The organism is Serratia sp. CY47280 (assembly GCF_052168655.1).
In the GTDB taxonomy this organism is placed as follows: Bacteria; Pseudomonadota; Gammaproteobacteria; order Enterobacterales; family Enterobacteriaceae; genus Serratia; species Serratia bockelmannii.
In genome coordinates this window covers 27,852-51,570 of sequence record NZ_JBJNMG010000003.1, presented here as the reverse complement: position 1 = coordinate 51,570, position 23,719 = coordinate 27,852, and the positions used below count along the sequence as shown (strand labels likewise).

At 60.1% G+C, this 23,719-nt stretch carries 24 protein-coding genes; 16 read left to right on the top strand and 8 right to left on the bottom strand.

The genetic code is table 11. The features are described 5' to 3' along the window. Window positions 1-44: 44 nt before the first annotated feature. Entirely contained in the window at window positions 45-371 is a 327-nt protein-coding gene (locus ACJ8J4_RS14610) for a DUF3561 family protein (protein WP_025301616.1), read from the top strand. 52 nt (window positions 372-423) lie between these two features. Here ACJ8J4_RS14610 and ACJ8J4_RS14605 read toward each other — a convergent pair whose 3' ends face one another. Genes ACJ8J4_RS14605 through ACJ8J4_RS14595 form a run of 3 tightly spaced genes read right to left on the bottom strand, consistent with a single transcriptional unit; the run spans window position 424 to window position 2,734 of the window. Continuing rightward, window positions 424-1,146, bottom strand: coding sequence for an amino acid ABC transporter ATP-binding protein (locus ACJ8J4_RS14605; protein WP_043135839.1), 723 nt, complete (start codon window positions 1,144-1,146; stop codon window positions 424-426). After that, window positions 1,130-1,942, bottom strand: a complete 813-nt coding sequence (locus ACJ8J4_RS14600; RefSeq protein WP_049204754.1) for an amino acid ABC transporter permease — start codon at window positions 1,940-1,942, stop codon at window positions 1,130-1,132. The genes ACJ8J4_RS14605 and ACJ8J4_RS14600 overlap by 17 nt, the downstream gene beginning before the upstream one ends. A 21-nt stretch (window positions 1,943-1,963) precedes the next feature. Then, window positions 1,964-2,734 (bottom strand): basic amino acid ABC transporter substrate-binding protein, encoded by a 771-nt coding sequence (locus ACJ8J4_RS14595; protein ID WP_025301618.1) that lies wholly within the window; start codon window positions 2,732-2,734, stop codon window positions 1,964-1,966. Between the two features lie 403 nt (window positions 2,735-3,137). On the opposite strand from ACJ8J4_RS14595, the gene ftsB reads away from it, so the two are divergent. The 8 genes from ftsB to rpoS all read left to right on the top strand — a co-directional run bounded on the left by ftsB (window position 3,138) and on the right by rpoS (window position 9,440). Next, on the top strand, window positions 3,138-3,458 hold the full coding sequence (gene ftsB / locus ACJ8J4_RS14590) for a cell division protein FtsB (RefSeq protein ID WP_021505314.1): 321 nt from the start codon (window positions 3,138-3,140) through the stop codon (window positions 3,456-3,458). A 3-nt stretch (window positions 3,459-3,461) separates the two neighbouring features. Beyond that, a complete protein-coding gene (ispD, locus tag ACJ8J4_RS14585) occupies window positions 3,462-4,169 on the top strand; it encodes a 2-C-methyl-D-erythritol 4-phosphate cytidylyltransferase (protein WP_025301619.1) in 708 nt (235 codons plus the stop codon). Between the two features lie 10 nt (window positions 4,170-4,179). Further along, entirely contained in the window at window positions 4,180-4,653 is a 474-nt protein-coding gene (gene ispF / locus ACJ8J4_RS14580) for a 2-C-methyl-D-erythritol 2,4-cyclodiphosphate synthase (RefSeq protein ID WP_004932594.1), read from the top strand. Between the two features lie 4 nt (window positions 4,654-4,657). After that, a complete protein-coding gene (gene truD, locus ACJ8J4_RS14575) occupies window positions 4,658-5,704 on the top strand; it encodes a tRNA pseudouridine(13) synthase TruD (RefSeq protein ID WP_025301620.1) in 1,047 nt (348 codons plus the stop codon). After that, window positions 5,685-6,446, top strand: coding sequence for a 5'/3'-nucleotidase SurE (gene surE / locus ACJ8J4_RS14570; RefSeq protein WP_038628899.1), 762 nt, complete (start codon window positions 5,685-5,687; stop codon window positions 6,444-6,446). The genes truD and surE overlap by 20 nt, the downstream gene beginning before the upstream one ends. Beyond that, the gene (locus ACJ8J4_RS14565; protein WP_004932585.1) at window positions 6,440-7,066 is read left to right on the top strand and encodes a protein-L-isoaspartate(D-aspartate) O-methyltransferase; all 627 of its coding nucleotides are present in this window, start codon (window positions 6,440-6,442) and stop codon (window positions 7,064-7,066) included. The genes surE and ACJ8J4_RS14565 overlap by 7 nt, the downstream gene beginning before the upstream one ends. A 325-nt stretch (window positions 7,067-7,391) precedes the next feature. Further along, window positions 7,392-8,387 (top strand): murein hydrolase activator NlpD, encoded by a 996-nt coding sequence (gene nlpD / locus ACJ8J4_RS14560; RefSeq protein WP_025301622.1) that lies wholly within the window; start codon window positions 7,392-7,394, stop codon window positions 8,385-8,387. Between the two features lie 54 nt (window positions 8,388-8,441). Beyond that, a complete protein-coding gene (rpoS, locus tag ACJ8J4_RS14555; protein ID WP_004932578.1) occupies window positions 8,442-9,440 on the top strand; it encodes an RNA polymerase sigma factor RpoS in 999 nt (332 codons plus the stop codon). 79 nt (window positions 9,441-9,519) lie between these two features. Here the strand turns inward: rpoS and mutS are convergent, their stop codons facing one another. From mutS to ACJ8J4_RS14535, 4 genes are all read right to left on the bottom strand, one after another. Further along, the gene (gene mutS, locus ACJ8J4_RS14550; protein WP_197836204.1) at window positions 9,520-12,075 is read right to left on the bottom strand and encodes a DNA mismatch repair protein MutS; all 2,556 of its coding nucleotides are present in this window, start codon (window positions 12,073-12,075) and stop codon (window positions 9,520-9,522) included. A 308-nt stretch (window positions 12,076-12,383) separates the two neighbouring features. Beyond that, window positions 12,384-13,376, bottom strand: a complete 993-nt coding sequence (locus tag ACJ8J4_RS14545) for a Vgb family protein (RefSeq protein WP_226905936.1) — start codon at window positions 13,374-13,376, stop codon at window positions 12,384-12,386. 30 nt (window positions 13,377-13,406) lie between these two features. After that, complete coding sequence (locus tag ACJ8J4_RS14540; RefSeq protein WP_025301626.1) at window positions 13,407-14,378, bottom strand: aldo/keto reductase; 972 nt, start codon at window positions 14,376-14,378, stop codon at window positions 13,407-13,409. 12 nt (window positions 14,379-14,390) lie between these two features. Then, complete coding sequence (locus tag ACJ8J4_RS14535) at window positions 14,391-15,191, bottom strand: SDR family NAD(P)-dependent oxidoreductase (protein WP_049294839.1); 801 nt, start codon at window positions 15,189-15,191, stop codon at window positions 14,391-14,393. A gap of 106 nt (window positions 15,192-15,297) precedes the next feature. On the opposite strand from ACJ8J4_RS14535, the gene ACJ8J4_RS14530 reads away from it, so the two are divergent. The 6 genes from ACJ8J4_RS14530 to chbG all read left to right on the top strand — a co-directional run bounded on the left by ACJ8J4_RS14530 (window position 15,298) and on the right by chbG (window position 21,506). After that, the gene (locus ACJ8J4_RS14530; RefSeq protein WP_025301628.1) at window positions 15,298-16,191 is read left to right on the top strand and encodes a LysR family transcriptional regulator; all 894 of its coding nucleotides are present in this window, start codon (window positions 15,298-15,300) and stop codon (window positions 16,189-16,191) included. Between the two features lie 420 nt (window positions 16,192-16,611). Continuing rightward, entirely contained in the window at window positions 16,612-16,929 is a 318-nt protein-coding gene (locus ACJ8J4_RS14525) for a PTS sugar transporter subunit IIB (RefSeq protein ID WP_004932561.1), read from the top strand. Window positions 16,930-16,941: 12 nt separating this feature from the next. Further along, window positions 16,942-18,303 carry a PTS N,N'-diacetylchitobiose transporter subunit IIC gene (chbC, locus tag ACJ8J4_RS14520; RefSeq protein ID WP_016929034.1) on the top strand — a complete coding sequence of 454 codons (1,362 nt, stop codon included), beginning with the start codon at window positions 16,942-16,944 and terminating at the stop codon, window positions 18,301-18,303. 43 nt (window positions 18,304-18,346) lie between these two features. Next, window positions 18,347-19,732 carry a glycoside hydrolase family 1 protein gene (locus ACJ8J4_RS14515; protein WP_264383799.1) on the top strand — a complete coding sequence of 462 codons (1,386 nt, stop codon included), beginning with the start codon at window positions 18,347-18,349 and terminating at the stop codon, window positions 19,730-19,732. Between the two features lie 15 nt (window positions 19,733-19,747). Beyond that, complete coding sequence (chbR, locus tag ACJ8J4_RS14510; protein WP_264383800.1) at window positions 19,748-20,596, top strand: transcriptional regulator ChbR; 849 nt, start codon at window positions 19,748-19,750, stop codon at window positions 20,594-20,596. A 148-nt stretch (window positions 20,597-20,744) separates the two neighbouring features. Beyond that, entirely contained in the window at window positions 20,745-21,506 is a 762-nt protein-coding gene (gene chbG, locus ACJ8J4_RS14505) for a chitin disaccharide deacetylase (protein WP_025301631.1), read from the top strand. A gap of 9 nt (window positions 21,507-21,515) precedes the next feature. On the opposite strand, the gene ACJ8J4_RS14500 is transcribed toward chbG, so the two are convergent. Further along, window positions 21,516-22,895, bottom strand: coding sequence for an MFS transporter (locus ACJ8J4_RS14500; RefSeq protein ID WP_060448146.1), 1,380 nt, complete (start codon window positions 22,893-22,895; stop codon window positions 21,516-21,518). Window positions 22,896-23,138: 243 nt separating this feature from the next. Here ACJ8J4_RS14500 and pncC point away from each other — a divergent pair, with 243 nt between their 5' ends. Continuing rightward, a complete protein-coding gene (gene pncC, locus ACJ8J4_RS14495; RefSeq protein ID WP_264383802.1) occupies window positions 23,139-23,627 on the top strand; it encodes a nicotinamide-nucleotide amidase in 489 nt (162 codons plus the stop codon). The last annotated feature ends 92 nt before the right edge of the window (window positions 23,628-23,719 follow it).

Here is a 23,719-nt window from a genome sequence, read left to right as displayed (position 1 = left end):
TACTCTAAGCCGCCGCAGAGCGAGCCGAATAACCAGGGATCACTATGCAAAATGTCACGCCTATCTTGATCGACGCCAAGCAATCAAAACAGGAGAGAGAGGAGCCTTCTTATTCTTTCCTGGGCGGCGTCAGCGGCTTTGTTTTCTACTGGCTGGCGTTCGCGTTGCCGTTTCTGGTTTACGGTTCCAACACGCTGTTTTTCCTGCTTTATACCTGGCCATTCTTCCTGGCGCTGATGCCGCTGTCGGTGTTGATCGGCATCACCCTCAGCATGCTGCTGCGCGGTCGTCTGATCTTGACGCTGCTGTTGACCGGCACCATTGTGCTGTGCCTGTTCTGGCTGGTGTTCAGCTTCCTGACCGGGTGGTGAGGGAGCGGGCGCCGATGCCGGCGCCCGAAGGATTGCAAAGCGGTGCCGAAGGTTACAAAACTTTGCTTAGAAATGCCTGAGTGCGCGGATTAGTCGGATGGCTGAAGATCTGCTGCGGTGCGCCTTCCTCCTGAATGATCCCCTGATCGATAAACAGCACCCGGTCGGCCACCTCGCGGGCAAAGCCCATCTCATGCGTGACGACCACCATGGTCATGCCCTCGTGGGCCAGCGATTTCATCACTGCCAATACTTCGCCCACCAGCTCCGGATCGAGCGCGGAGGTCGGTTCGTCGAACAGCATGATCTTCGGTTCCATCGCCAGCGCGCGGGCGATCGCCACCCGCTGCTGCTGGCCGCCGGACAGGCTGTTGGGGTAGGCGTCAATCTTGTCGAGCAGGCCGACCTTGCGCAGCAGCTGTTCAGCTTGCGTAATGGCTTCGGCGCGCGGCAGTTTCTTCACGCTTACCGGTGCCATGATGATGTTTTCCAACACCGTCATGTGCGGGAACAGGTTGAAGCGCTGAAATACCATGCCCACGCTTTCACGCATTTTGTTCAGGTCGGTTTTCTGATCGTGGACAGCGAAGCCATTCACCTCGATCTCGCCGCCGGAGAGCGTTTCCAGCGCGTTGATACAGCGCAGGAAGGTGCTCTTCCCTGAGCCGGAAGGGCCGATGACGCACACCACTTCATTGGCGGCGATCTGACAGGAAATGCCGCGCAGCACGTGGCTCTCGCCGAACTGTTTTTGCAGGTTATGTACGCGAATCACTTTTACCGAACCTCTTTTCCATGTGTTGCACCAGCAGCGAGAGCAGGAAGGTGATGACCCAATAGACCAGCGAAATGGTCAGATAGGGCTCCCAGTAAGTGGCGTAGGCGCCGGAGACGGTACGGGCGGCATAGGCCAGATCCGCCAGGCCGATGGCGGAGGCCAGCGACGAATCCTTGACGATCGCGATGGCGTTGTTGCCCAGCGGCGGCAGCATGCGGCGGAAGGCCTGCGGCAAGATAACCTGTCGCATGGTCTTGCCGTAGCTCATGCCCAGCGAACGCGAAGCCTCCATCTGGCCGCGATCGATCGATTGGATCCCGGCGCGGAAGATCTCCGACACATAGGCGCCGGCGTTGAGCGTGATCGCCACCACGCAGGAAAGAAAGGCACCGTAGTCGGCGCGCAGAGCACGGGCGAAATCGACGCTCATCAGGCCGCTGGTGACCAACAGGCCGTCGCGCGGATTGATGAACAGCGGCACCAATGCAAAGTGCACCACCATGATCTGCACGAACAGCGGCGTGCCGCGAAAGGCGCTGATGTAGATGCGTACCGGCCACTGAACGCCGTAATGCAGGATGGGCTTCCAGATGCCGTGCGGCGCCTGCGCCAAGCGGCCCAGCCCGAGGATCAAGCCCCAGGTGGTGCCCAGCAGCACGCAGATAATGGTGCATTTGATGGTCATCCAGGCGCCTTCCATAAACAACGGCGCGTATTCCTGGATGATCTCCCAGCGGAAGTTCAAAGGGTGTTCCTTCTTGGTAGGCTGAAACGGTGGCGCGCCGACGCCCATGCGGGCGCCGGCGGCAGGGCATTATTCCGCCGGCAGCGTCGGTACGTTGCTGTCGAACCAGGTTTGGTAGATCTTGGCGTAGGTGCCGTCGGCGACGATTTTCTTCAGGCCGGCGTTGATTTTGTTGCGCAGCTCATCGTTGCCTTTGGCGACGGCGATGCCGAAATACTGGCGCTCAAACTTGGCGTCGGGCACCAACTTGAAGGCTTTCTCAGGGTGGGTTTTGATATAGAACTTGGCCACGCCGACGTCGCCGACCGCCGCGCCGATGCCGTCTTCATACAGCTCTTGCAGCATCAGCGGGGTATTGTCGAAGCGCTTGATAGCGGTGCTGTTTTTACCCAGCACGTCGGACACCACGATGTCGCCGGTGCTGGAGTTCACCACGCCGACCTTCAGCGCCTTGAGCGCGGCGATGGAGTCCACCGTCGAGTCTTGCGGCACCACGATAGCCTGTTCGGCCGGGAAGTAAGGCGCTGAGAAATCAACCATTTGCTTGCGCTTGTCGGTGATGGTGATGCCGGAAATGATGATGTCGCGATCGCCGGAATTCAACGTGGCGAAGATCCCCTCCCACGGCGTATTGATCAGTTTGATTTGGAAGCCTTCGGCCTTGGCCACCGCTTTGATGATGTCGATGTCGAAACCTTCCAGCTGCTTTTGGCTGTTTTCAAACTCGAACGGCCGATAGGTGCCGCCGGAGCCGACGACGTAGGTCGTTTCAGCCGCTAACGCGGCGGTGGAGAAGGTGGCGGCCAGGCAGGCGCCGATCAGAACTAAACGTTTTAACATCGCGATCCCCGATAATGAATGGTTATATATTGGAATTATTTATGCACTATGAGTGCATAAAAATAAGCTCCAATGAATGAAAGTGCAACCACTGCATGATAATTATTCTTTCTATGGTGTTAAATATTCACTTTTGACGTTGCTTTGGCGTAAGAAATGGGTCAGCAAGCGGCGATGCAGTGGTTCTTGCTGCATAATGGGAAAAGGGCAGTGCGTGTCTCATCGGAAAATGCGCCGCGCGTGCCGGGCAAAAGGGGCTTTTTTTGCCGCTTTCACCACGGAATTAGGCGATAAACTCGGGAACCCTTCATCCGTATTCTGAATTTGGCGCTGAAATGCCGCTCTCAGTGTGGAGTCCAACGAGAAGTTGTGGGATGATTGGTCGGTTTTTCAGGGGGCGGAGATGGGAAAACTTACGCTGCTATTGCTGGCATTGCTCGGTTGGTTACAGTATTCACTGTGGCTGGGCAAAAATGGTATTCACGATTACGTGCGAGTCAATGAAGACGTTGCGGTCCAACAGGGCAGTAACGCCAAGTTGAAAGCGCGTAACGATCAGCTGTTTGCCGAAATCGATGATTTGAACGGCGGTCAGGAAGCGATCGAAGAGCGAGCGCGTAATGAGCTGGGCATGATCAAGCCCGGTGAGACTTTCTATCGTCTGGTTCCTGACCAATCCAGACGCAACGCGGCGTCTTCCTCGCAAAATAACGCACAAAAATAACGCATGAATCACTCCGCAGGCACCTTTCCCTCGGTGATTGCCGTCCTGCCCGCTGCCGGTATCGGCAGCCGCATGCAGGCGGAATGCCCGAAGCAATATTTAACCATCGGCCGGCACAGCATCGTCGAACACGCTATCCATGCCCTGTTGCGCCACCCGCGCATCGAGCGGGTGATCGTGGCGATCGGCCCGGAAGATCGCCAGTTCGAACAGTTGCCGATCGCCCAGGATCCGCGGGTGACCGTCACTCAGGGCGGCAAACAGCGCGCCGATTCGGTGATGGCCGGACTTAAACTGGCGGGCGATGCGGACTGGGTACTGGTGCACGACGCTGCACGCCCCTGCCTGCACGCCGACGATCTCGAGCGCCTGCTGGCGATCACCGCACACAGCAAGGTCGGCGGCATTCTCGCCGCGCCGGTGCGTGACACCATGAAACGCGCCGAACCCGGCCGCGAAACCATCGCCCACACCGTCGAACGGCAGGATCTGTGGCACGCGCTGACGCCGCAGCTGTTTCCGCTGCCGCTGCTCAAGCAGTGCCTGCAGCGCGCGCTGGATGAAGGTGCGAACGTCACCGACGAAGCCTCGGCGCTGGAGCATTGCGGTTATCATCCGCAGCTGATCGCCGGCCGGGCGGACAACATTAAAGTAACGCGGCCGGAGGATTTGGCGCTGGCGGCGTTCTATTTGACTCAGTTAGACAATTAAGGAGCGCATCATGCGTATCGGTCACGGTTTTGACGTACATAAATTCGGCGGCGAAGGCCCGTTGGTGATCGGTGGCGTTCGCATCCCTTACGACAAAGGTTTGCTGGCCCACTCGGACGGTGACGTTGCGCTGCACGCCGCGACCGACGCCTTGCTGGGCGCTGCGGCGCTGGGCGATATCGGCAAGCTGTTCCCCGATACCGATCCGGCTTTCAAGGGCGCGGACAGCCGCGAGCTGCTGCGCGAAGCCTGGAAACGTATCCGTGCCAAAGGATACCGCCTCGGTAACCTCGATATCACGATTATCGCTCAGGCGCCGAAAATGGCGCCGCACATCCCGCAGATGCGCGTCTTCCTGGCGGAAGATCTGCAGTGCCATATGGATGACGTCAACGTGAAGGCCACGACCACCGAGCAGCTCGGCTTCACCGGGCGCGGCGAGGGCATCGCCTGCGAAGCGGTCGCCTTGCTGATCAAGGAATAACCGCATGGATATGGCGAAACTGACCTGGCTGCATGGCCGGCCGCAGAGCACCGGGGTGTTGAAAGCCAATCCGGAAGACTTCGTGGTGGTGGAAGACCTGGGCTTTGCGCCGGACGGCGAAGGCGAGCATGTGCTGGTGAACATCCGTAAAAACGGCTGCAATACCCAGTTCGTGGCCGACTATCTGGCGCGCTTCGCCGGTATTCACGCCCGTTCCGTCAGCTATGCGGGCTTGAAGGATCGCCACGCGGTGACCGAACAGTGGTTCTGCCTGCATATGCCGGGCAAAGACACGCCGGATTTCTCACAGTTTGCGCTGGAAGGCTGCGAGGTGCTCTCGTTCGCCCGCCACCTGCGCAAAATGCGTATCGGCAACCTGAAGGGCAACCACTTTACGCTGGTGCTGCGCCACATTTCCGATCGTCAGGACGTGGAAAACCGTCTGCAGGCCATCGCCGCGCAGGGCGTGCCAAACTATTTCGGCAGCCAGCGCTTCGGCCGCGGCGGCAACAATCTGGTGATGGCGCGTCGCTGGGCAAACGACGAAATCCGCGTCAAAGAGCGCAGCAAACGCAGCTTCTACCTTTCCGCCAGCCGCAGCGCGCTGTTCAATCTGATAGTCGGCCGGCGCCTGGCCGACGGCCTGCAGCGCACCGTGCTGGAGGGGGATGCCCTGCAGTTGAGCGGCCGCGGCAGCTGGTTCGTCGCCAAGGCCGATGAGCTGGAGACGTTGCAGCAACGGCTGGATGCCGGCGAGTTGGTTGTCACCGCGGCGTTGCCGGGCGACGGTGAGCCAGGCACCGCCGGCAAAGCCTTGGCTTTTGAACAACAATGCTTGGCGGAACAACCGGAATTGCTTACGCTTTTAAAGCGCGAGCGTGTCGAACCCGCTCGTCGGGCCCTGCTGTTGCAGCCGCAAAATTTGCAGTGGAACTGGTGGGATGACGTTACCGTGGAACTGCGCTTCTGGCTGCCAGCAGGCAGCTTCGCCACCAGCGTAGTTCGCGAAATCATGCAGCAGGATAACAGTGATGCGGATATTGCTGAGTAACGATGACGGCGTTAGCGCCCCGGGCATTCAGGTGCTGGCGGCGGCGCTGCGGGAGTTCGCCGAGGTGCAGGTCGTGGCGCCGGATCGTAACCGCAGCGGTTCTTCCAACGCCCTGACGCTGGAGTCGCCGCTGCGCACGCAGACGCTGGCCAACGGCGATATCGCGGTGCTGCAGGGGACGCCGACCGACTGCGTTTATCTTGGCGTCAACGCATTGATGCGCCCGGCGCCGGATATCGTCGTCTCCGGCATTAACGCCGGACCGAATTTAGGTGATGACGTCATCTATTCCGGCACCGTCGCGGCGGCGATGGAGGGCCGGCACCTGGGGCTGCCCGCACTGGCGGTGTCTCTGAACGGTCACCAACACTACGCAACCGCAGCGGCCATTACCTGCCGCATCCTGCGTGCGCTGCAGCGTGAACCGTTACGCACCGGAAAAATCCTGAATATCAACGTGCCGGATTTGCCGCTGGCGGAGATCAAAGGCCTGCGCGTCACTCGCTGTGGCAGCCGTCATCCTGCCGATAAGGTCTTCTGCCAGCAGGATCCGCGTGGACAAAATCTCTACTGGATCGGGCCGCCTGGTGATAAATTTGATGTCGGGCCGGATACCGACTTTGCGGCGGTGGAACAAGGCTATGTGGCGATCACGCCGCTACAGGTGGATTTGACCGCCTACGCGGCGCAGGAAGTCGTGACAACATGGTTAACCAAGGCAGAGGTTAGCGGGGAATGGTGAACAAGCGTATGCAAACATTGCTGACGCAGCTGCGTCAGCAAGGGATCCGGGACGAAAAGCTGCTGAGAGCGATCGAGGCGGTGCCGCGCGAGCGTTTTGTCGACGAAGCGCTGGATCACAAAGCCTACGAAAACACTGCATTACCGATCGGCTCTGGCCAGACCATTTCTCAGCCTTATATGGTGGCGCGGATGACCGAGCTGCTGAATCTGAAGCCCACCTCAAGAGTGCTGGAGATCGGCACCGGTTCCGGTTATCAAACCGCCATCCTGGCGCATCTGGTGCAACACGTTTGTTCTGTCGAGCGCATCAAGGGGCTGCAGTGGCAGGCCAAGCGCCGCCTGAAGCAGCTCGATCTTCATAATGTTTCCACTCGCCACGGCGACGGCTGGCAGGGCTGGGCGTCGCGCGGCCCATTCGATGCGATCATCGTCACTGCCGCGCCGCCGGAGATCCCGCAGGCGCTGGTGGAGCAGCTGGACGACGGCGGCATTTTGGTGTTGCCGGTGGGCGAGCAGGCCCAAACCCTCAAACGCATTCAGCGTCATGGCAACGATTTCGTGGTCGATGCGGTAGAAGCGGTGCGCTTTGTGCCGCTGGTGAAAGGCGAATTGGCCTAGCGATTGTCTGATTTTTCGACCGTCTGCAAAATCTGTTGCACTTTCATCACGTGCGGATAAGGTTTTCTCGTTCCAATCAGGCTAATTTTCACTAGAATTGGCCTTTCTACGTAGTTGTCTTATGGTGCGGCGACGCCAATGTGGTTAGCATTGGCGCGCGTTTTGATGCTCCGGCGGGAGATGACCTGGCGTTCAGGGATCGGCCGGCGGCGCCTTTACATCGCAGAAACTGGGAAGTGGCAAAAGCTCGGCTACGATGTAAAGGGTATTTTGGATATATCACTGATATTGCTGTCATGGGGGAAGCATGAGCACGGGAAGCCCAATGATTACGTTACGCCGGGTAGCGGTGTGTACGATGGTAAGTTTGTGGTTGGCGGGTTGTACGAATACGGCCTCGACGTCGGCCCCTATCAGCAGTGTGGGCGGCGGCGCCGTTCCATCCGGCAATAATAATGGCGGAGTGCAGCAGGCCAGCCCAGAGGGCCGCATTGTCTATAATCGTAGTTATAACGCCATCCCAAAAGGGAGCTACAGCGGCGGTGAAACTTATACGGTCAAGCGCGGCGACACGCTGTTTTACATCGCCTGGATCACCGGCAATGATTTCCGCGACCTGGCTCAGCGCAACAATATTCCCGAGCCATATAGCCTGAATGTTGGTCAAACCATTCAGCTTGGTAATGGTTCTGCCAACGGCGGCGGCGGCATGTTGGCGACGACAGACGCGACCAAAGGCGGCGTTCCGAAGCCACCTTCCAGCGCCCAGATCCAGACGGCAACGGTTGATTCTCAATCAACTAACGCGTATTCTGAAAACTCGGGTAAACAGAATGTAGGTAAGATGTTACCTGCAGCAGGTGCCGCAGCGGTTGGGACCGCGACTGCGCCTGTTACCGCGCCGGAAGCCGCTCCACCCGTGAGCAGCACCGTCAGCAACAGCGCTCCGGTCAGTACCTGGAGATGGCCGACTGACGGTAAGGTTATTGATAACTTTTCCTCATCAGAAGGTGGGAATAAAGGTGTCGATATCGCCGGTTCTCGTGGGCAGCCTATCTTCGCTACCGCCGATGGTCGCGTAGTGTATGCAGGCAACGCTTTGCGGGGTTACGGTAATCTAATCATCATCAAACATAATGATGATTACCTGAGCGCCTACGCTCATAACGACACAATGCTGGTCCGGGAACAACAAGAAGTGAAGGCGGGTCAAAAAATAGCCACCATGGGTAGCACCGGTACCAGTTCAGTACGTTTGCATTTTGAAATTCGTTACAAGGGGAAATCCGTAAACCCGCTGCGTTATCTTCCGCAGCGATAGATTGGGCAGAATACGCTGAGATTCTGCTCGCGGTATCACGGGTAGGAGCAGCATATGAGCCAAAATACGCTGAAAGTTAACGAGTTACATGATGATGCGGATTTCGACGAGAATGGAGCTGAGGCCGAGTCGTTTGATGAAAAAGCGCTGGTAGAAGAAGAGACCAGCGAGAACGATTTAGCGGAAGAAGAGCTGTTGTCTCAAGGCGTTACGCAACGCGTATTGGATGCGACGCAGCTCTATCTGGGTGAGATCGGTTATTCACCTCTGCTGACCGCAGAGGAAGAAGTCTATTTTGCGCGGCGTGCTCTGCGCGGTGACGTGCCGTCCCGCCGTCGCATGATTGAAAGCAACCTGCGGCTGGTGGTGAAAATCGCCCGCCGCTACAGCAACCGCGGTCTGGCGCTGCTGGATCTGATCGAAGAAGGTAACCTCGGTTTGATTCGCGCAGTGGAAAAATTCGACCCGGAACGCGGTTTCCGCTTCTCCACTTATGCAACCTGGTGGATCCGTCAGACGATTGAACGGGCGATCATGAACCAAACCCGTACTATTCGTTTGCCTATCCATATCGTCAAAGAACTGAATGTCTATCTGCGCACCGCACGCGAGCTTTCCCACAAGCTGGATCATGAACCGAGCGCTGAAGAGATTGCCGAGCAACTCGACAAGCCGGTGGATGACGTCAGCCGCATGCTGCGCCTGAATGAGCGCATCACTTCGGTAGATACGCCGCTGGGCGGGGATTCGGAGAAAGCGCTGCTGGACATTCTGGCCGACGAGAAGGACAACGGGCCTGAAGACACCACGCAAGACGATGATATGAAACAAAGCATCGTCAAATGGTTGTTCGAACTGAACGCCAAACAACGTGAAGTGTTGGCGCGTCGTTTCGGCCTGCTGGGCTATGAAGCGGCGACGCTGGAAGACGTAGGCCGGGAGATTGGCCTGACGCGCGAGCGCGTCCGTCAGATTCAGGTTGAAGGTCTGCGCCGTCTGCGTGAGATTCTGCAGATGCAGGGCCTGAGCATTGAGGCGCTGTTCCGCGAATAACGCCGGTTGTTGAACCGCATCAAATAAAAACGGTGAGCATTATGCTCACCGTTTTTTTATGCCTGCGTCTGGCGCCTGACTACACCATATTTTTCAGCCGGTAGATCCATTCCAGCGCCTGGCGCGGCGACAGGGAATCCGGATCCAGTGCTTCCAGGGCTTCAACCGCCGGCGAGGTCTCTTCCTGCAACAGCGTCATCTGGGTGGCATCGACGCTGCCCGATGCGGTGTGGCTGGAGATAGACTCCAGCTCGCGCAGCTTCTGGCGGGCGCGCTTGATGACGTCGCGCGGCACGCCGGCCAGTGCGGCGACCGCCAGGCCATAGCTTTTGCTGGCGGCACCGTCCTGCACGCTGTGCATGAAGGCGATGGTGTCGCCATGTTCGAGCGCGTCCAGATGCACGTTGACCACGCCTTCCATTTTCTCCGGCAGCGTCGTCAGTTCGAAGTAGTGTGTGGCGAACAGCGTCATCGCCTTGATGCGGTTAGCCAGGTTCTCGGCGCAGGCCCAGGCCAGCGACAGGCCGTCGTAGGTGGAGGTGCCGCGGCCGATTTCATCCATCAACACCAGGCTGTGCTCGGTGGCGTTGTGCAGGATGTTGGCGGTTTCGGTCATCTCCACCATGAAGGTGGAGCGGCCGGAAGCCAGATCGTCCGCCGCGCCGACGCGGGTGAAGATGCGATCCACCGGGCCGATGGTGGCCTTGGTGGCCGGCACGTAACTGCCGATGTGCGCCATCAGCACGATCAGCGCCGTTTGCCGCATATAGGTGCTTTTACCGCCCATGTTCGGGCCGGTAATGATCAGCATGCGGCGCTGCGGCGACAGGGTGAGCGGGTTGGAGATAAACGGTTCGCTCAGCACCTGCTCCACCACCGGGTGGCGGCCTTCGGTAATGCGGATCCCCGGCTGCTCACTCATGGTCGGGCAAGCGTAGTTCAGGGTATCGGCGCGCTCGGCCAGGTTGGCCAGCACGTCCAGCTCGGCCAGTGCGGTGGCGCTCTGCTGCAGCTCCGCCAGGTGCGGCAGCAGCAGATCGAACAGTTCGTCGTACAGGCTTTTCTCGATCGCCAACGCCTTGCCCTTGGAGGTGAGCACTTTGTCTTCGTACTCTTTCAATTCCGGGATGATGTAGCGCTCGGCGTTTTTCAACGTCTGGCGGCGCACATAGTGGATCGGCACCAGATGGCTTTGGCCGCGGCTCACCTGAATGTAGTAGCCATGTACGCCGTTAAAACCGACCTTGAGCGTATCCAGCCCCAGCTTTTCACGCTCGCGGATCTCCAGCCGGTCGAGGTAGTCGCTGGCGCCATCGGCCAGCGCGCGCCACTCGTCCAGCTCGCTGTTGTAACCGGGGGCGATCACGCCGCCGTCGCGCACCAATACCGGCGGCGATTCAATCACCGCGCGCTCCAGCAGCTCGCGCAGCTCGTCGAACTGGCCCACCTGCGCCAGCAGCTGCTGCACGTGCGGGGTGTCCACGTCTTGCAGCAGCGCGCGGATGTCCGGCAATTGCTGGAAAGCATGACGCATGCGCGCCAGATCGCGCGGACGCGCGGTACGCAGCGCCAGGCGCGCCAAAATTCGCTCCTGATCGCCCACCTGGCGCAGCGAAGGCTGCAGATCGGCGAACAGCTCCTGCAATGCGCCGATCGCCTGTTGGCGGGCGGTCAGCACCTTGATGTCTCGGGTCGGCATGTGCAGCCAGCGTTTCAGCATGCGGCTGCCCATCGGCGTGACTGTGCGATCGAGGATCGCCGCCAGCGTGTTGTCGCTGCTGCCGGACAGACTCTGCGTCAGCTCCAGGTTGCGGCGGGTGGCGGCGTCCATGATGATGCCGTCCTGCTGACGCTCCATGGTGATGCCGCGAATGTGCGGCAGCGAAGTACGCTGAGTATCTTTGACGTACTGCAGCAGACAGCCAGCGGCGCGCAGCGCCTGGTGCGCCTGCTCGACGCCGAAGCCGGTCAGATCGCGGGTGCCGAACTGCAGGTTGAGCTGTTGGCGTGCGGTCTCCAGTTCGAATTCCCACAGCGGACGGCGGCGCAGGCCGTGGCGCTGTTCGATCAGCGCCATTTGTTCGAAGGTTTCCGGGTAGAGCAGCTCGGCCGGATTGGTGCGCTGCAGCTCGGCGGCCATGGTTTCCAGATCCTGCGGCTCGGCGACGCGGAAGCGGCCGGAGCTGACGTCCAGCGTGGCATAACCGAAGCCGCGCGCATCCTGCCAGATCGCCGCCAGTAGGTTGTCCTGGCGTTCTTGCAGCAGCGCTTCGTCGGTGATGGTACCGGGGGTGACGATACGCACCACTTTGCGCTCGACCGGCCCTTTGCTGGTGGCCGGATCGCCGATCTGCTCACAGATGGCGACGGACTCGCCAAGCTGCACCAGCTTGGCCAGGTAGTTCTCCACCGCGTGGTGCGGCACGCCGGCCATCGGGATCGGTTCACCCGCCGAGGCGCCGCGTTTGGTCAGCGAGATATCCAGCAGTTGGGAAGCGCGCTTGGCGTCATCGTAAAACAGCTCGTAGAAGTCGCCCATGCGGTAGAACAGCAGGATTTCAGGATGCTGGGCCTTGAGGCGCAGGTACTGCTGCATCATCGGCGTGTGCGAATCGAGTTTATCGGTGCTATTCATGCGATTATTTTTCCAATCCATTGAATGTAAAAGGAACTGTGATTTTCATTGTCGTCATTCGCTATCACATTGTTTCAGCAGACGCCGCCCCTTTTAGCGCTTGCCGGGCGGCGCAAATCAAATCATCAAAACGCCAAACGGCGCGCTCAAACCCGAGGTTTGCACAGACGCTTATACTAGCCTAGCGGGCAATCGGCTGTCACAGGTAAAAATGGGAAGCGCTGCGCAAGGCCGGTTTGTAACGCAGCGAGATTGTCGTTCGCCTGCGGGCAACAACGCAAGTCGCCGCCCGCAGTGGGGCGGCGACTTTATTGCGCGGCGGTGAGAGGCAGGGGCAGTTGATAGAGGCGGAAACTGTCGGGCACTTCGGTTTCATGGCCGGGCAGCAGACGGTGGCGGATACGCGACTCGCTGACGAAGGCGCAGCCTTGCGGGGTGATAGTCAGGTTAACCGGCGACTCCATGCCTTCGCGCAAGACCTCAAGTTGGTGCATCCCTGCCGCCTTGGGTGACGGGATCCGCAGGATCCGCCCTTGGCCGCTCTGGATCCCGTTTTCCAGCACGATCAGCGCGCCGTCCGGCGCCAATCCCATTCCGTCCGGGTTTTCAATCAGGCGCGGCAGCTGCATTTCCGTCAGCTGCGGCTGCGGATCGTTATAGCTGAGGGTATAAAGCTTACCGGTGCCGAAATTGGCGACAGCCATCAGCCGATCGTCGAGCAGCACGATCCCGGCGGCGCCCAGCCCGCTGGGGGCCGCCAATCGCGCATCCTGAAACAGCGTACTGAATGCCGCTTCGCCCGGCCGCAGGCGCAGGATGCCGCCGCCGCGGGTTTCCGTTACGTACACCGTGCCGTCTGCGCCGAGCACGATATCGTTGCCCATTTCCCCCGTCGGCAGTGCCAGGCTGCGGTTGAGGGTGCCATCCGCGACGTTCAGCGCATAGATGCGGTTGGCGCGCGTTTTGCCGCCGGAAAGGAAGTCCGGCGAATTGCCCCACAGCAACCCGCGCCGTTCGTCCAGCCGCAGCGCGTTTGAGGCGAACACCGTGTCAGCGCCAGGGAAAAAGGTTTCCCACGCTTTACCCGGCCGCTTGCGCAGCACGTTGCCGCTGGTGATCAGGCCGACATACAACGTGCCGTCCGCCGCGCGGGCGATGCCGTTGGGATAAAGCGCGCCGGGCGGCAGCGTCATGCTGCTTTCGGCGCAGTGGGTATTGGCGGCGGCCTGCGCCGGAGTGGTCAGGGGGAGTGCGGCGGCGAGGGTGAACAACGCTGCTCGCGCGGTAAGCGCATATGACATGTCTTCTCTCCTGGAATGACGGAAAAGGGGCTACCAGCGATCGGGACGGGCAGCGTGCGCCATCGGCGCCTCCAGCGCGGCCACGTCTTGCGGCGATAAGCTGAGATTGAGCGCCGCCAGCGCATCCTGCAGATGGTGCGGCTTGGACATGCCCACCAGCGGCGACGCCACGCCGGGTTTGGCCAGCAGCCAGGCCAGCGCGATCTGCGCCGGTGGAACGCCGCGCGCGGCCGCCACCTCCGCGACCGCCGCGACGGTGCGTTCCACTTCGTTTCTGCCGCCGTACCAACGGGGCGCCTGTTCGTCGGTGGCGGCGCGCAGCGTGCCGGCGTTGCCGGAGCCGGCCAGCACGCCGCGGGCCAGCGGCGACCAGGGCGTCAGGCTGAGCCCCTCCTCCAGACACAGCGGGATCAGCTCCTCTTCATCTTCACGCGTCACTAGGTTGTATTGGCTCTGCAGCGAAATAAACGGCGCCAGGCGGTGCTGACGTTGAAAGGCCAGCATTTTCATCAGGCGCCAGGCGTGCAGCGAGGAGGCACCGAGATAGCGGATCTTGCCCGCCCGCACCAGGCCGTCGAGGGTATCGGTGGTTTCTTCGATCGGCGTTTCGGTGTCGAAGCGGTGCAGCACAAACAGATCGAGGTAATCCGTCCCCAGCCGCTGCAAAGAGGCGTCGACGCTGTGCAGCAGGTGCTTGCGCGACAGCCCCCGGCTGTTCGGCTGCGCGTCCATCGGAAAGTAGGCCTTGGTGGCGATCACCACGTCTTCACGGCGGGCGAACGCCTTCAGCGCGCGGCCGAGAATGCGCTCGCTTTCTCCGCCGGAGTAAATGTTGGCGGTATCGAAAAAATTGATGCCCGCTTCCAGCGCCTCGCGGATAAAGGGGCGCGCTTCATCTTCTTTCAGCACCCAGGGCCGCCAGGCCGGATCGCCGTAGGTCATGCAACCCAGGCAGAGGCGGGACACCTGCAGGCCGCTGTCGCCAAGCCGAACGTAGTTCATGGCATCGTCTCCTCAACGCATGCCGGCGATAGTGTAACCGCCGTCCACCAACAGGCTTTGGCCGGTGATGAAGCGGGCCTCGTCCGTCGCCAACCACAGCGCCACATCGCCGATGTCTTCTGATTCGCCCAAGCGGCCGGCGGGCGTATGGGCGATAAAGGGCGCGAACGCCGCGCTGTCGGCCACGCTGCCGCGCGCCATCGGCGTGTCGATGATGCCGGGGTTGATGTTGTTGACGCGGATGCCCTGGCCGCTGTATTCGAGCGCCACCGCGCGGATCATCGCATCGAGCGCGCCTTTGCTGGCGGAGTAGCTGGATGAGCCGGCCAGCGCGCCGTGGGTCAGCCAGGAGGAGGTGTTGATGATCACGCCGCCTGAATGCTGTGCCAGGAAGGTTTCAATCTCGTATTTCATCGCCAGCCAGACGCCTCTGAGGTTAATGGCGATCACGCGGTCAAAATCCTCGCTGCTCTGTTCGGTGATGGGGGCGAAGTTGCCGATGATGCCGGCGTTGTTGAAAGCGACGTCGAGCCGGCCGTAGTGGGCGGTCACTGCGGCGAGCAGCCTACGGATATCGTCTTCCAGGGAGACGTCGGCCACGATGGGCAGGGCGTCACCGCCGGCCAGCGCGATATCGCGCGCCGTGGCTTCGATCTCCGCCGCGCGCCGGCCGACCAGTGCGACTTTGGCGCCCTCGCGGGCATAGGCCAGCGCCGCAGCGCGGCCGATACCGGTACCGCCGCCGCTCACCAGTACGACTTTGTCTGCCAGACGGCGCGGCGTTTCATGGGTTGGAGCTGTAGCATTAATCATCGCATCGATACCTGGTAATGGGTTCGATCGCAATGCTATGTTGTTAGATGACGGATAACTATCCGCTAAAAATTCATCTCACTATTAGATAATTTATATCAATAGCATGAAGAAACCCGAACTGTCCGGCCTGGCGGCCTTCGTGGCTATCGCCAGTGAACGCAGCTTCCGCCGTGCCGCCGCCCGATTGGGCGTGACGCCGCCGACGCTGACCCACACCCTGCGCGAACTTGAAGCGCAGGTGGGCATTCGCCTGCTGAACCGCACCACCCGCAACGTCTCGCCGACGGAGGCCGGAGAGCATCTGCTGGCGCAGCTGGTGCCGGCTTTTACCGACATCGACGCCGCGCTGGAGAGCCTGAATGCGTTTCGCGAAGGGCCGCGCGGCCTGGTGCGCATCAACGCGCCGCGTTCTGCGATCGATCTCGCCATCGTGCCGCATCTGGGGCGGTTGGCCAGCGAATACCCCGGCATTACGCTGGAAGTGGTGGCGGACGAGGGGTTCGCCAATATCGTCGAGCAAGGTTTTGACGCCGGCATCCGGCTCGGTGAGGACCTGCATAACGATATGCGCGCGGTGCGCCTGACACCGGATCTGCGTTTCGCCATCGTCGCCACGCCGGACTATTTTCAGCGGCACGGCGAGCCGACGCATCCGCGGGATTTACTGCAGCACCGTTGCATCGGTTGGCGCAAAGCCTCTTCAGGCGAGCGCTACAAATGGGCTTTTCAGCAGGGGGAGCAGCGATTTTCTGTGGCGGTTAACAGCCCGTTGATACTCGATGACGGCAGGATGATGGTGCAGGCGGCGCTGGCGAACGTCGGCATCGCTTTTGCCATCGAGCAGGAGGTGGAAGAATACCTGGCGAGCGGGCGGCTGCGGCGGGTGCTGGCCGACTGGTGCACGCCGTTTCCCGGTTTTTACCTCTATTACCCCAACCGCAGGAACCATTCCGTGGCGCTGGCCACGGTGATCGAGTTGCTGCGTCTGCCCATGTAATCCTCTTTGCCTGCTGCCGTCGCGTTCGGATGGCAGCAGCCGAATCAAGCTTGAACTATTTTTATTCCCTCGCCGTTTGTTCAGGCGCAAATAACCTCTTAAATTCTCAGCGAGTTCATAACTTACTGTTTATAATTGTTATTTGATTATTTATTAAGAATATTCTGAGTTATTAGCGGTTATTTGAGAGCCCGGTCACACTATTTTTTTGTGCAGAATGTGAAGAGGGTCAATCCATCAGGTCAATGAGAGACGGTTCTCTATCCTCTTGGCTTACCGATCCGTTTTTCATGCTCCGTATACTGTCTGTAACCAGGGCAACGTGACGGAAATTTTCATAAGGAATGTGCGTGAAGCAATCGTGATTGCATCTGGCATACAAATAACACCGGGTTTTTTTGATTATCTGAGGTGCTTGGTATGGAAAAGAAAAAAATCTATCTGTTTTGTTCTGCCGGTATGTCCACTTCCCTGTTGGTATCAAAAATGAAGGCGCAGGCCGAAAAATATGAAGTGCCGGTGATCATCGCCGCCTATCCGGAAGCGCTGGCCGCGGAGAAAGGCGTTGAAGCGGATCTGATCCTGCTGGGGCCGCAGATCGCCTACACCCTGCCGGAAGTGCAGAAACAGCTGCCCAATAAACCTGTTGAAGTCATCGATCCGCTGTTGTACGGCAAGGTCGATGGGCTGGGCGTACTGAAGGCCGCGGTGGCCGCCATCAAGAAAGCCAATCAATAACAGGAGGCCGCCGTGAATACCCTCATTGCCTCGCTCGAGAAGGTTATCCTGCCTTTCGCCGTAAAAATCGGTAAGCAGCCCCATGTCAACGCCATCAAGAACGGCTTTATCCGCCTGATGCCGCTGACCTTGACCGGGGCGATGTTCGTGTTGATCAACAACGTGTTCCTGAGCTTCGGCGAGGGATCGTTTTTCTATTCGTTGGGTGTAAGGTTGGACGCCTCCACCATCGAGACGCTGAATAGCCTGAAGAGCATTGGTGGCAGCGTTTATAACGGTACGCTAGGGATCATGTCCCTGATGACGCCGTTCTTTATCAGCATGGCGTTGGCCGAAGAGCGCAAGGTCGATCCACTGGCCTCGGCGCTGCTGGCGGTGGCGGCCTTCATGACCGTCACGCCGTTCAACGTCGGCGAGGCCTATGCGGTGGGCGCCAATTGGCTGGGCGGCGCCAACATCATTTCCGGTATGGTGATCGGGCTGGCGGTGGCTGAGATGTTTGCTTTCATCGTACGGCGCAACTGGGTGATCAGCTTGCCGGACAGCGTGCCGGCTTCGGTGTCGCGCTCTTTCTCGGCGCTGATCCCCGGTTTCATCATCCTCTCCATCATGGGGCTGGTGGCGTTCGCGCTGGCGCACTGGGGCACCAACTTCCACCAGATCATCATGGACGGCATTTCGGCGCCGCTGGCCAAGATGGGCAGCGTGGTGGGCTGGGTTTACGTGCTGTTCTCCTCGCTGCTGTGGTTCTTCGGGGTGCACGGCTCCATGGCGCTGGCGGCGCTGGACAGCGGCATCATGACGCCGTTCGCGCTGGAAAACGTGGAGCTGTACAACAAATACGGTTCGGTCGAAGCGGCGGTGGCCGCCGGCAAAGAGTTCCATATGTGGGCGAAACCGTTCGTCGACTCCTACATCTACCTTGGCGGCACCGGCTCGACGCTGGGTCTGATTATCGCCATCTTCATCGCCTCGCGCCGCGAAGATTACCGCCAGGTCGCCAAGCTGGCGACGCCGTCCGGCATCTTCCAGATCAACGAACCGATTCTGTTCGGCCTGCCGGTGATCATGAACCCGGTGATGTTCATTCCGTTCATCCTGGTGCAGCCGGTACTGACCATTATCACCTCGCTGGCTTATTACTCCGGGCTGATCCCGCCGATCACCAACATTGCGCCCTGGACCATGCCGGTCGGCCTGGGGGCATTCTTCAACACCAACGGCAGCATCATGGCCATGTTGCTGAGCCTGTTCAACCTGGCGGTCGCCACCGTGATTTATCTGCCGTTCGTGGCGATCTCCAACAAGGCGCAGAGCCAGATCGACGCGGCGACGGAAAGCGAAGAAGACATCGCCAAGGCGCTGAAATTCTAACTGTGGAACGGGGCGGCGCGGCCGCCCCGCGAGGGACACGAGTATGGAATATCAATTTGCCGACGGGTTCTGGTGGGGCAGCGCCACCTCCGCGCCGCAGTCTGAAGGTGCGGCAGCGCGGGACGGCAAGAGCCGCAATATCTTCGATTATTGGTACGAGATTGCGCCCGAGCGCTTTCACGATCGGGTGGGGCCGGCCGAGGCCTCGACCTTTTACGACCATTTCCGTACCGATATCGGGCTGCTCAAAACGCTGGGCCACAATACCTTCAGAACCTCGATTTCGTGGTCGCGGCTGATCCCGGACGGCGACGGCGAGGTGAACCCGCAGGCGGTGGCCTTCTATAACGCGATGATCGACGAGCTGCTGGCGCAGGGCATCACCCCGTTTATCAATCTCTATCACTTCGATATGCCGCTGTGCATGCAGCAGCGCGGCGGCTGGGAAAACCGGGCAGTGGTCGAAGCCTATGCGCGTTATGCCGACATCTGCTTCGGTCTGTTTGGCGATCGGATCACCCACTGGTTCACCTTCAACGAGCCGATCGTGCCGGTGGAGGCCGGTTACCTGAATGACCTGCATTACCCTTGCGTGGTGGATTTCAAACGGGCGATCACCGTGGCGTATCACAGCGTACTGGCGCACGCCATGGCGGTGCAGCGTTTCAGAGCGCGCGGGCTGCCGGGGAGCATCGGCATTATTCTGAATCTGAGCCCGACCTATCCGCGCTCCGACGCGCCGGAGGATCGGCAGGCCGCACACGACGCCGATCTGCTGCTCAACCGCAGTTTCCTCGATCCGGTCGCCAAAGGGCGTTATCCGGCGGCGTTGCTGCACTTGCTGGAGCGCCATGGGCTGATGCCCTACTGCGAGCCGCAGGATGCGCCGCTGATCGAAGGCGGCGTGGTGGATATCCTCGGCGTCAATTACTACCAGCCGCGCAGGGTACAGGCGAAAGCGGGGCGTCGTGCCGAGGGGCCGATCGCATCGCCGGAGGATTTGTTCAGTTACTATGCAATGCCGGGCCGCAAAATCAATCCGCACCGCGGCTGGGAGATCTACGAGAAGGGGCTGTACGACATCCTGATGGATCTGAAAGAGAACTACGGCAATCTGCCTTGTTATATTTCCGAAAACGGCATGGGCGTCGAGGGCGAAGAGGCGTTTATCGGCGCCGATGGGCGGGTGGAGGACGATTACCGCATCGACTTTATTCGCGAGCATCTGAAGTGGCTGCACCGCGCGCTGGCGGAAGGCTCGCAGTGCAAGGGCTATCATCTGTGGACCTTTATCGACTGCTGGTCCTGGCTGAATGCCTACAAGAATCGTTATGGGCTGGTGCGGCTGGTTCGGGCGGATCAGCGCCGCACCATCAAAAAAAGCGGCTACTGGTTTGCCGAGGCGGCCAGACGCAACGGGTTTGACTAACGGGAGGCCGGCGCCGTGTCCGATAACCGAATTTCGCTGAGTGCCAACGACGTGAAGCTGATTCGCGAGCAGGATTTCTTTAACTGCAAAGACTTTCACCTGTTCATCTACAACAAGGTGGAAAGCGCCACCGGGCTGCATCAGCACGATTATTACGAGTTCACCATCGTGCTGAGCGGCAAATGTTATCAGGAGATCAACGGCAAGCGGGTGCTGCTGGAACGCGGGGATTTCGTCTTTATCCCTATCGGCTCCTACCACCAGAGCTTTTACGAGTTCGGCGCGACGAAAATCTTCAACGTGGCGGTCAGCAAAGCGTTCTTTGAAGAGCACTATTTGCAGCAGCTGCCGCGTTGCTTTGTCGCCTCGCAGGCCTACAGCCTGAGAAGCGAGTTCTTGGCCTACATCGAGTCGGTGGTGAGTTCGCCACAGTTTCGCGAGGATGACTTCGCCGAATTTCTCGAAACGCTGACCTTCTATGTGATCAGCCGTATTCGTCACTATAAAGAAGACAATGACGGCGGCGATGATATCCCGCAGTGGCTGAAGAACACCCTCGCCGGCATGCATGACAAGGCGATGTTCGGCGAAAGGGCGTTGGCGAACATGGTGACGCTGTCGGGGAAAACCCAGGAATATCTGACCCGGGCGATGCGGCGCTACTACCAGAAGACGCCGATGCAGGTGATCAACGAGATCCGCATCAACTTCGCCAAGACGCAGCTGGAGGTCACCAACTATTCAGTTTCCGATATCGCCTTTGATTCTGGCTATGGCGACGTCAGTCTGTTCATTAAAAACTTCAAGCGGCTCACCGACGTGACCCCAGGCAACTACCGAAAAAAGTGTTACGGCCCTCTTTAGGGCCGCTCCCGATCAGTATTAACGCCGATATGCCGATGAGCTTTAGGCCGCCGGCCGGTTAATCATTCGATTTTTACCTTCGAGAAGGGGAATGCCGCGCCGGTCGGTCGGCCTTTCCTTGCCGAAAATTCATCCTGCGGGAGCCATTATGGAAAAACTACTGATCGTGAATGCCGACGACTTCGGCCTGAGCAAAGGACAGAACTACGGCGTCGTCGAGGCGTATCAGCATGGCGTCGTTTCCTCCACCACGGCGATGGTGAACGGCGGCGGCGCGGAGCATGCTGCAGCGCTCAGCCGGCAATATCCCGGATTGCCGATCGGGCTGCATTTCGTTTTGACCCATGGCAGGCCGCTGGGCGCCATGCCTTCGCTGGTCAATGAGCATGGCGAGCTGGGCAAATGGCTGTGGCACCGCGCCGAGGCCGGCGAGCTGCAGCTGGACGAGATTCAGGAGGAGCTGCAGCGCCAGTTCACGCGGTTTGTGACGCTGTTCGGCAGGGCGCCAACGCACATCGACAGCCACCACCATGTGCATATGCAGCCGCAGATTTACCCGCTGGTGGAGGCGTTTGCGCAGGCACAGGGTCTGCCGCTGCGCCTCGATCGCGAAGAGGCGAAACGGCGCGGTATTGCGTTGCAGACGCCCTACAGCACCGACGCGTTTGACGCGGGATTCTACGGTGAAACGATTTCCGAAGCCTTGTTCCTGCAGAGGTTGGCGCGCGCCGACGCGCAGGGCGCCGAGTCATTGGAAATGATGTGCCACCCGGCGTTCCTCGATGCGACGATCCTGCAGAGCAAATACTGCCACCCGCGGCTCGTCGAGCTGGATGTGTTGACCGCGCCGACGCTGAAAGCGGCGATCGCCGAACGCGGTTTTATGCTGGGCTCCTTCCAGGATCTGTAGCACCACCGTTTACAGCATGGCGTGCGCCTTTTTCAGGCCGGTGTCCTCGTGCGGATCGGCTCCCTGAGGCAAGGGTTCCTCCTCTTGTTCTTCGGGCTGTGGCTCCTCGACATCGGGCGCCGCTTCCGGCGGCGGCATGGTGTCGTGAATGATCTGCTCATCGAAGGTCGGATTGAGCGCCGGCGACAGCGGTGAACTGGCGAGGCTGTCTGGCAGCGCAATGTGCGGCACCGGCGCGTCCTGTGCCAGCTGCGGTTCCTCCGCTTTCGCCGTACGGCCGAGGGCCGCCAGCAGTACGCCGCACAGAGCGAAGAAGGCGTACAGGATGTTGCCGCCAAGCGGCTCGATCAGTGCGCCGACCGCCAACGGCCCGATGCTGGCGCCGACGCCGAACGCCATCAGCAGACAGGCGGCCAGCGAGACGCGGCGCTCCGGCTCGATCAGATCGTTGGCCAATGCCACCACCAGCGGATAGAGCGTAAACTGCAGCATGCTGACGACGAACCCCACCGCCAGCAGCAGCGGGAAATCGATGTGCGGCAGCAGCGCCAGCGGCAGCGCCGCCACGATCAGCAAAATGGCGTTGAAGCGCATCAGCAACGGGCGGTTATAGCGATCCGACAGCCAACTGAGCGGGAACTGCGCCACCAACCCGGCGAAGATGGCCAGCGCCATGAACAGGCCGGTTTGCTGAGTGGTTAAGGATTGCAGGCTGGCGTAGACCGGCGCCAGGCCGTAAAACGAGCCCACCACCATGCCGATCACCAACGTGGTGGCCAGCACCTTGGGAATGGCGCCGACAAAGTAACGCAGCTCCATCGGGGCCGGCGACATGTGGCGCGCATTGGTGCGGGTGGTGAGAGCGATCGGCACCAGACAGAGCGCGAAACACAGTGCGATCACCAGCAGCGTGGTGATGCCCAGATTGCTTTGCAGCATCAGCACGATCTGGCCCAGCGACATGCCGAGATAGGTCGCCGCCATATAGAAGCCGAACACCATGCCGCGCTGGTTGGATTCCGCCTGGTCGTTCAGCCAGCTTTCCAGCACCATATACTGGCACATCATGCACAGCCCGATCACCAGACGCAGCGCGACCCAGGCGGGAATGAACTCCGTCAGGCCGTGCCCCAGCACCGCGGCGGTGATGATGCCGGCGCAGGCCACGTAGGCGCGGATATGCCCGACGCGGGCGATGAGAAAGTGGCCGACCTTGCCGCCGATCACCAACCCGATGTAGTTGGCGGCGATGATAGCGCCGATCAACGCGCTGCTGACGTGGATGGAGGTCAGCCGCAGCGAGACGTAGGTGGTGAGCAGGCCCGAGCCCAACAGCAGCAGCAGGGTGGTGGTGTACAACGGCAAAAATACGCCCAACGTTTTTTTCACGCTATCATCCTAATCTCTTCTGGTGCGCCCTGAGGCCGCCGCCGCAGCGTGCCGCCTCCGTGATGTTCCTTGTGCTGGTGCGCCGCCGCTCGATGGGGCGCTTCTTTTGATACTAGCAGCTTGGCTGGGCGCTTAAAACCGCACCTCCTGCGAGGCGCTGCGCATTTCTGCGCGCCAGCCGCTGCAGCGCCTTGATAAATGCTACTATCGGGCGCATATACCTGAATTCGCGAGGGAGGGATTATGAGTGAAAACCAACTGCGTCAGCTCAGCGTGCTGGCAGGGGAGAAACTGAAGGCTCAGGGCCTCTGGATCACCTGTGCGGAATCCTGCACCGGGGGGGGGATCGCCAAGGCCATTACCGATATCGCCGGCAGCTCCGCCTATTTCGATCGCGGTTTCGTCACCTACAGCAATGCGGCAAAGCATGACCTGCTGGGGGTGAGCGAAGCGACGTTGGCGGCGCACGGCGCGGTCAGCGAAGAGGTGGTGCGCGAGATGGCGATAGGGGCGCTGCGGGCGGCGCAGGCCGATCTGGCGCTGTCGGTGAGCGGCATCGCCGGCCCGGACGGCGGCAGCGCGGAAAAGCCGGTCGGCACCGTGTGGTTCGGTTTCGCCGGCAGCGATGGCCGGGGGCTGTCGCGCAAGATGCAATTCGAGGGCGACCGCGATGCGGTGCGGCTGCAGGCGACGATTTTCGCGCTGCAAACCGCCATCGACGAATTTTTGTAAATTAGGCTTGATACTGTATGACCATACAGTATAATTAGTGACATTTCCTGCACAACATACATTCAGTGGCAGTGTGGGGTAACACCGGCATT

What these genes read in the sequence shown, in the direction of transcription:
- ACJ8J4_RS14610 (WP_025301616.1), top strand. Translation starts at nt 45, where the DNA reads ATGCAAAATGTCACGCCTATCTTGATCGACGCCAAGCAATCAAAACAG.
- ACJ8J4_RS14600 (WP_049204754.1), bottom strand. Translation starts at nt 1,942, where the DNA reads ATGGGCGTCGGCGCGCCACCGTTTCAGCCTACCAAGAAGGAACACCCT.
- ACJ8J4_RS14595 (WP_025301618.1), bottom strand. Translation starts at nt 2,734, where the DNA reads ATGTTAAAACGTTTAGTTCTGATCGGCGCCTGCCTGGCCGCCACCTTC.
- ftsB (WP_021505314.1), top strand. Translation starts at nt 3,138, where the DNA reads ATGGGAAAACTTACGCTGCTATTGCTGGCATTGCTCGGTTGGTTACAG.
- ispD (WP_025301619.1), top strand. Translation starts at nt 3,462, where the DNA reads ATGAATCACTCCGCAGGCACCTTTCCCTCGGTGATTGCCGTCCTGCCC.
- ispF (WP_004932594.1), top strand. Translation starts at nt 4,180, where the DNA reads ATGCGTATCGGTCACGGTTTTGACGTACATAAATTCGGCGGCGAAGGC.
- truD (WP_025301620.1), top strand. Translation starts at nt 4,658, where the DNA reads ATGGATATGGCGAAACTGACCTGGCTGCATGGCCGGCCGCAGAGCACC.
- surE (WP_038628899.1), top strand. Translation starts at nt 5,685, where the DNA reads ATGCGGATATTGCTGAGTAACGATGACGGCGTTAGCGCCCCGGGCATT.
- ACJ8J4_RS14565 (WP_004932585.1), top strand. Translation starts at nt 6,440, where the DNA reads ATGGTGAACAAGCGTATGCAAACATTGCTGACGCAGCTGCGTCAGCAA.
- nlpD (WP_025301622.1), top strand. Translation starts at nt 7,392, where the DNA reads ATGATTACGTTACGCCGGGTAGCGGTGTGTACGATGGTAAGTTTGTGG.
- rpoS (WP_004932578.1), top strand. Translation starts at nt 8,442, where the DNA reads ATGAGCCAAAATACGCTGAAAGTTAACGAGTTACATGATGATGCGGAT.
- mutS (WP_197836204.1), bottom strand. Translation starts at nt 12,075, where the DNA reads ATGAATAGCACCGATAAACTCGATTCGCACACGCCGATGATGCAGCAG.
- ACJ8J4_RS14545 (WP_226905936.1), bottom strand. Translation starts at nt 13,376, where the DNA reads ATGTCATATGCGCTTACCGCGCGAGCAGCGTTGTTCACCCTCGCCGCC.
- ACJ8J4_RS14540 (WP_025301626.1), bottom strand. Translation starts at nt 14,378, where the DNA reads ATGAACTACGTTCGGCTTGGCGACAGCGGCCTGCAGGTGTCCCGCCTC.
- ACJ8J4_RS14535 (WP_049294839.1), bottom strand. Translation starts at nt 15,191, where the DNA reads ATGATTAATGCTACAGCTCCAACCCATGAAACGCCGCGCCGTCTGGCA.
- ACJ8J4_RS14530 (WP_025301628.1), top strand. Translation starts at nt 15,298, where the DNA reads ATGAAGAAACCCGAACTGTCCGGCCTGGCGGCCTTCGTGGCTATCGCC.
- ACJ8J4_RS14525 (WP_004932561.1), top strand. Translation starts at nt 16,612, where the DNA reads ATGGAAAAGAAAAAAATCTATCTGTTTTGTTCTGCCGGTATGTCCACT.
- ACJ8J4_RS14515 (WP_264383799.1), top strand. Translation starts at nt 18,347, where the DNA reads ATGGAATATCAATTTGCCGACGGGTTCTGGTGGGGCAGCGCCACCTCC.
- chbG (WP_025301631.1), top strand. Translation starts at nt 20,745, where the DNA reads ATGGAAAAACTACTGATCGTGAATGCCGACGACTTCGGCCTGAGCAAA.
- pncC (WP_264383802.1), top strand. Translation starts at nt 23,139, where the DNA reads ATGAGTGAAAACCAACTGCGTCAGCTCAGCGTGCTGGCAGGGGAGAAA.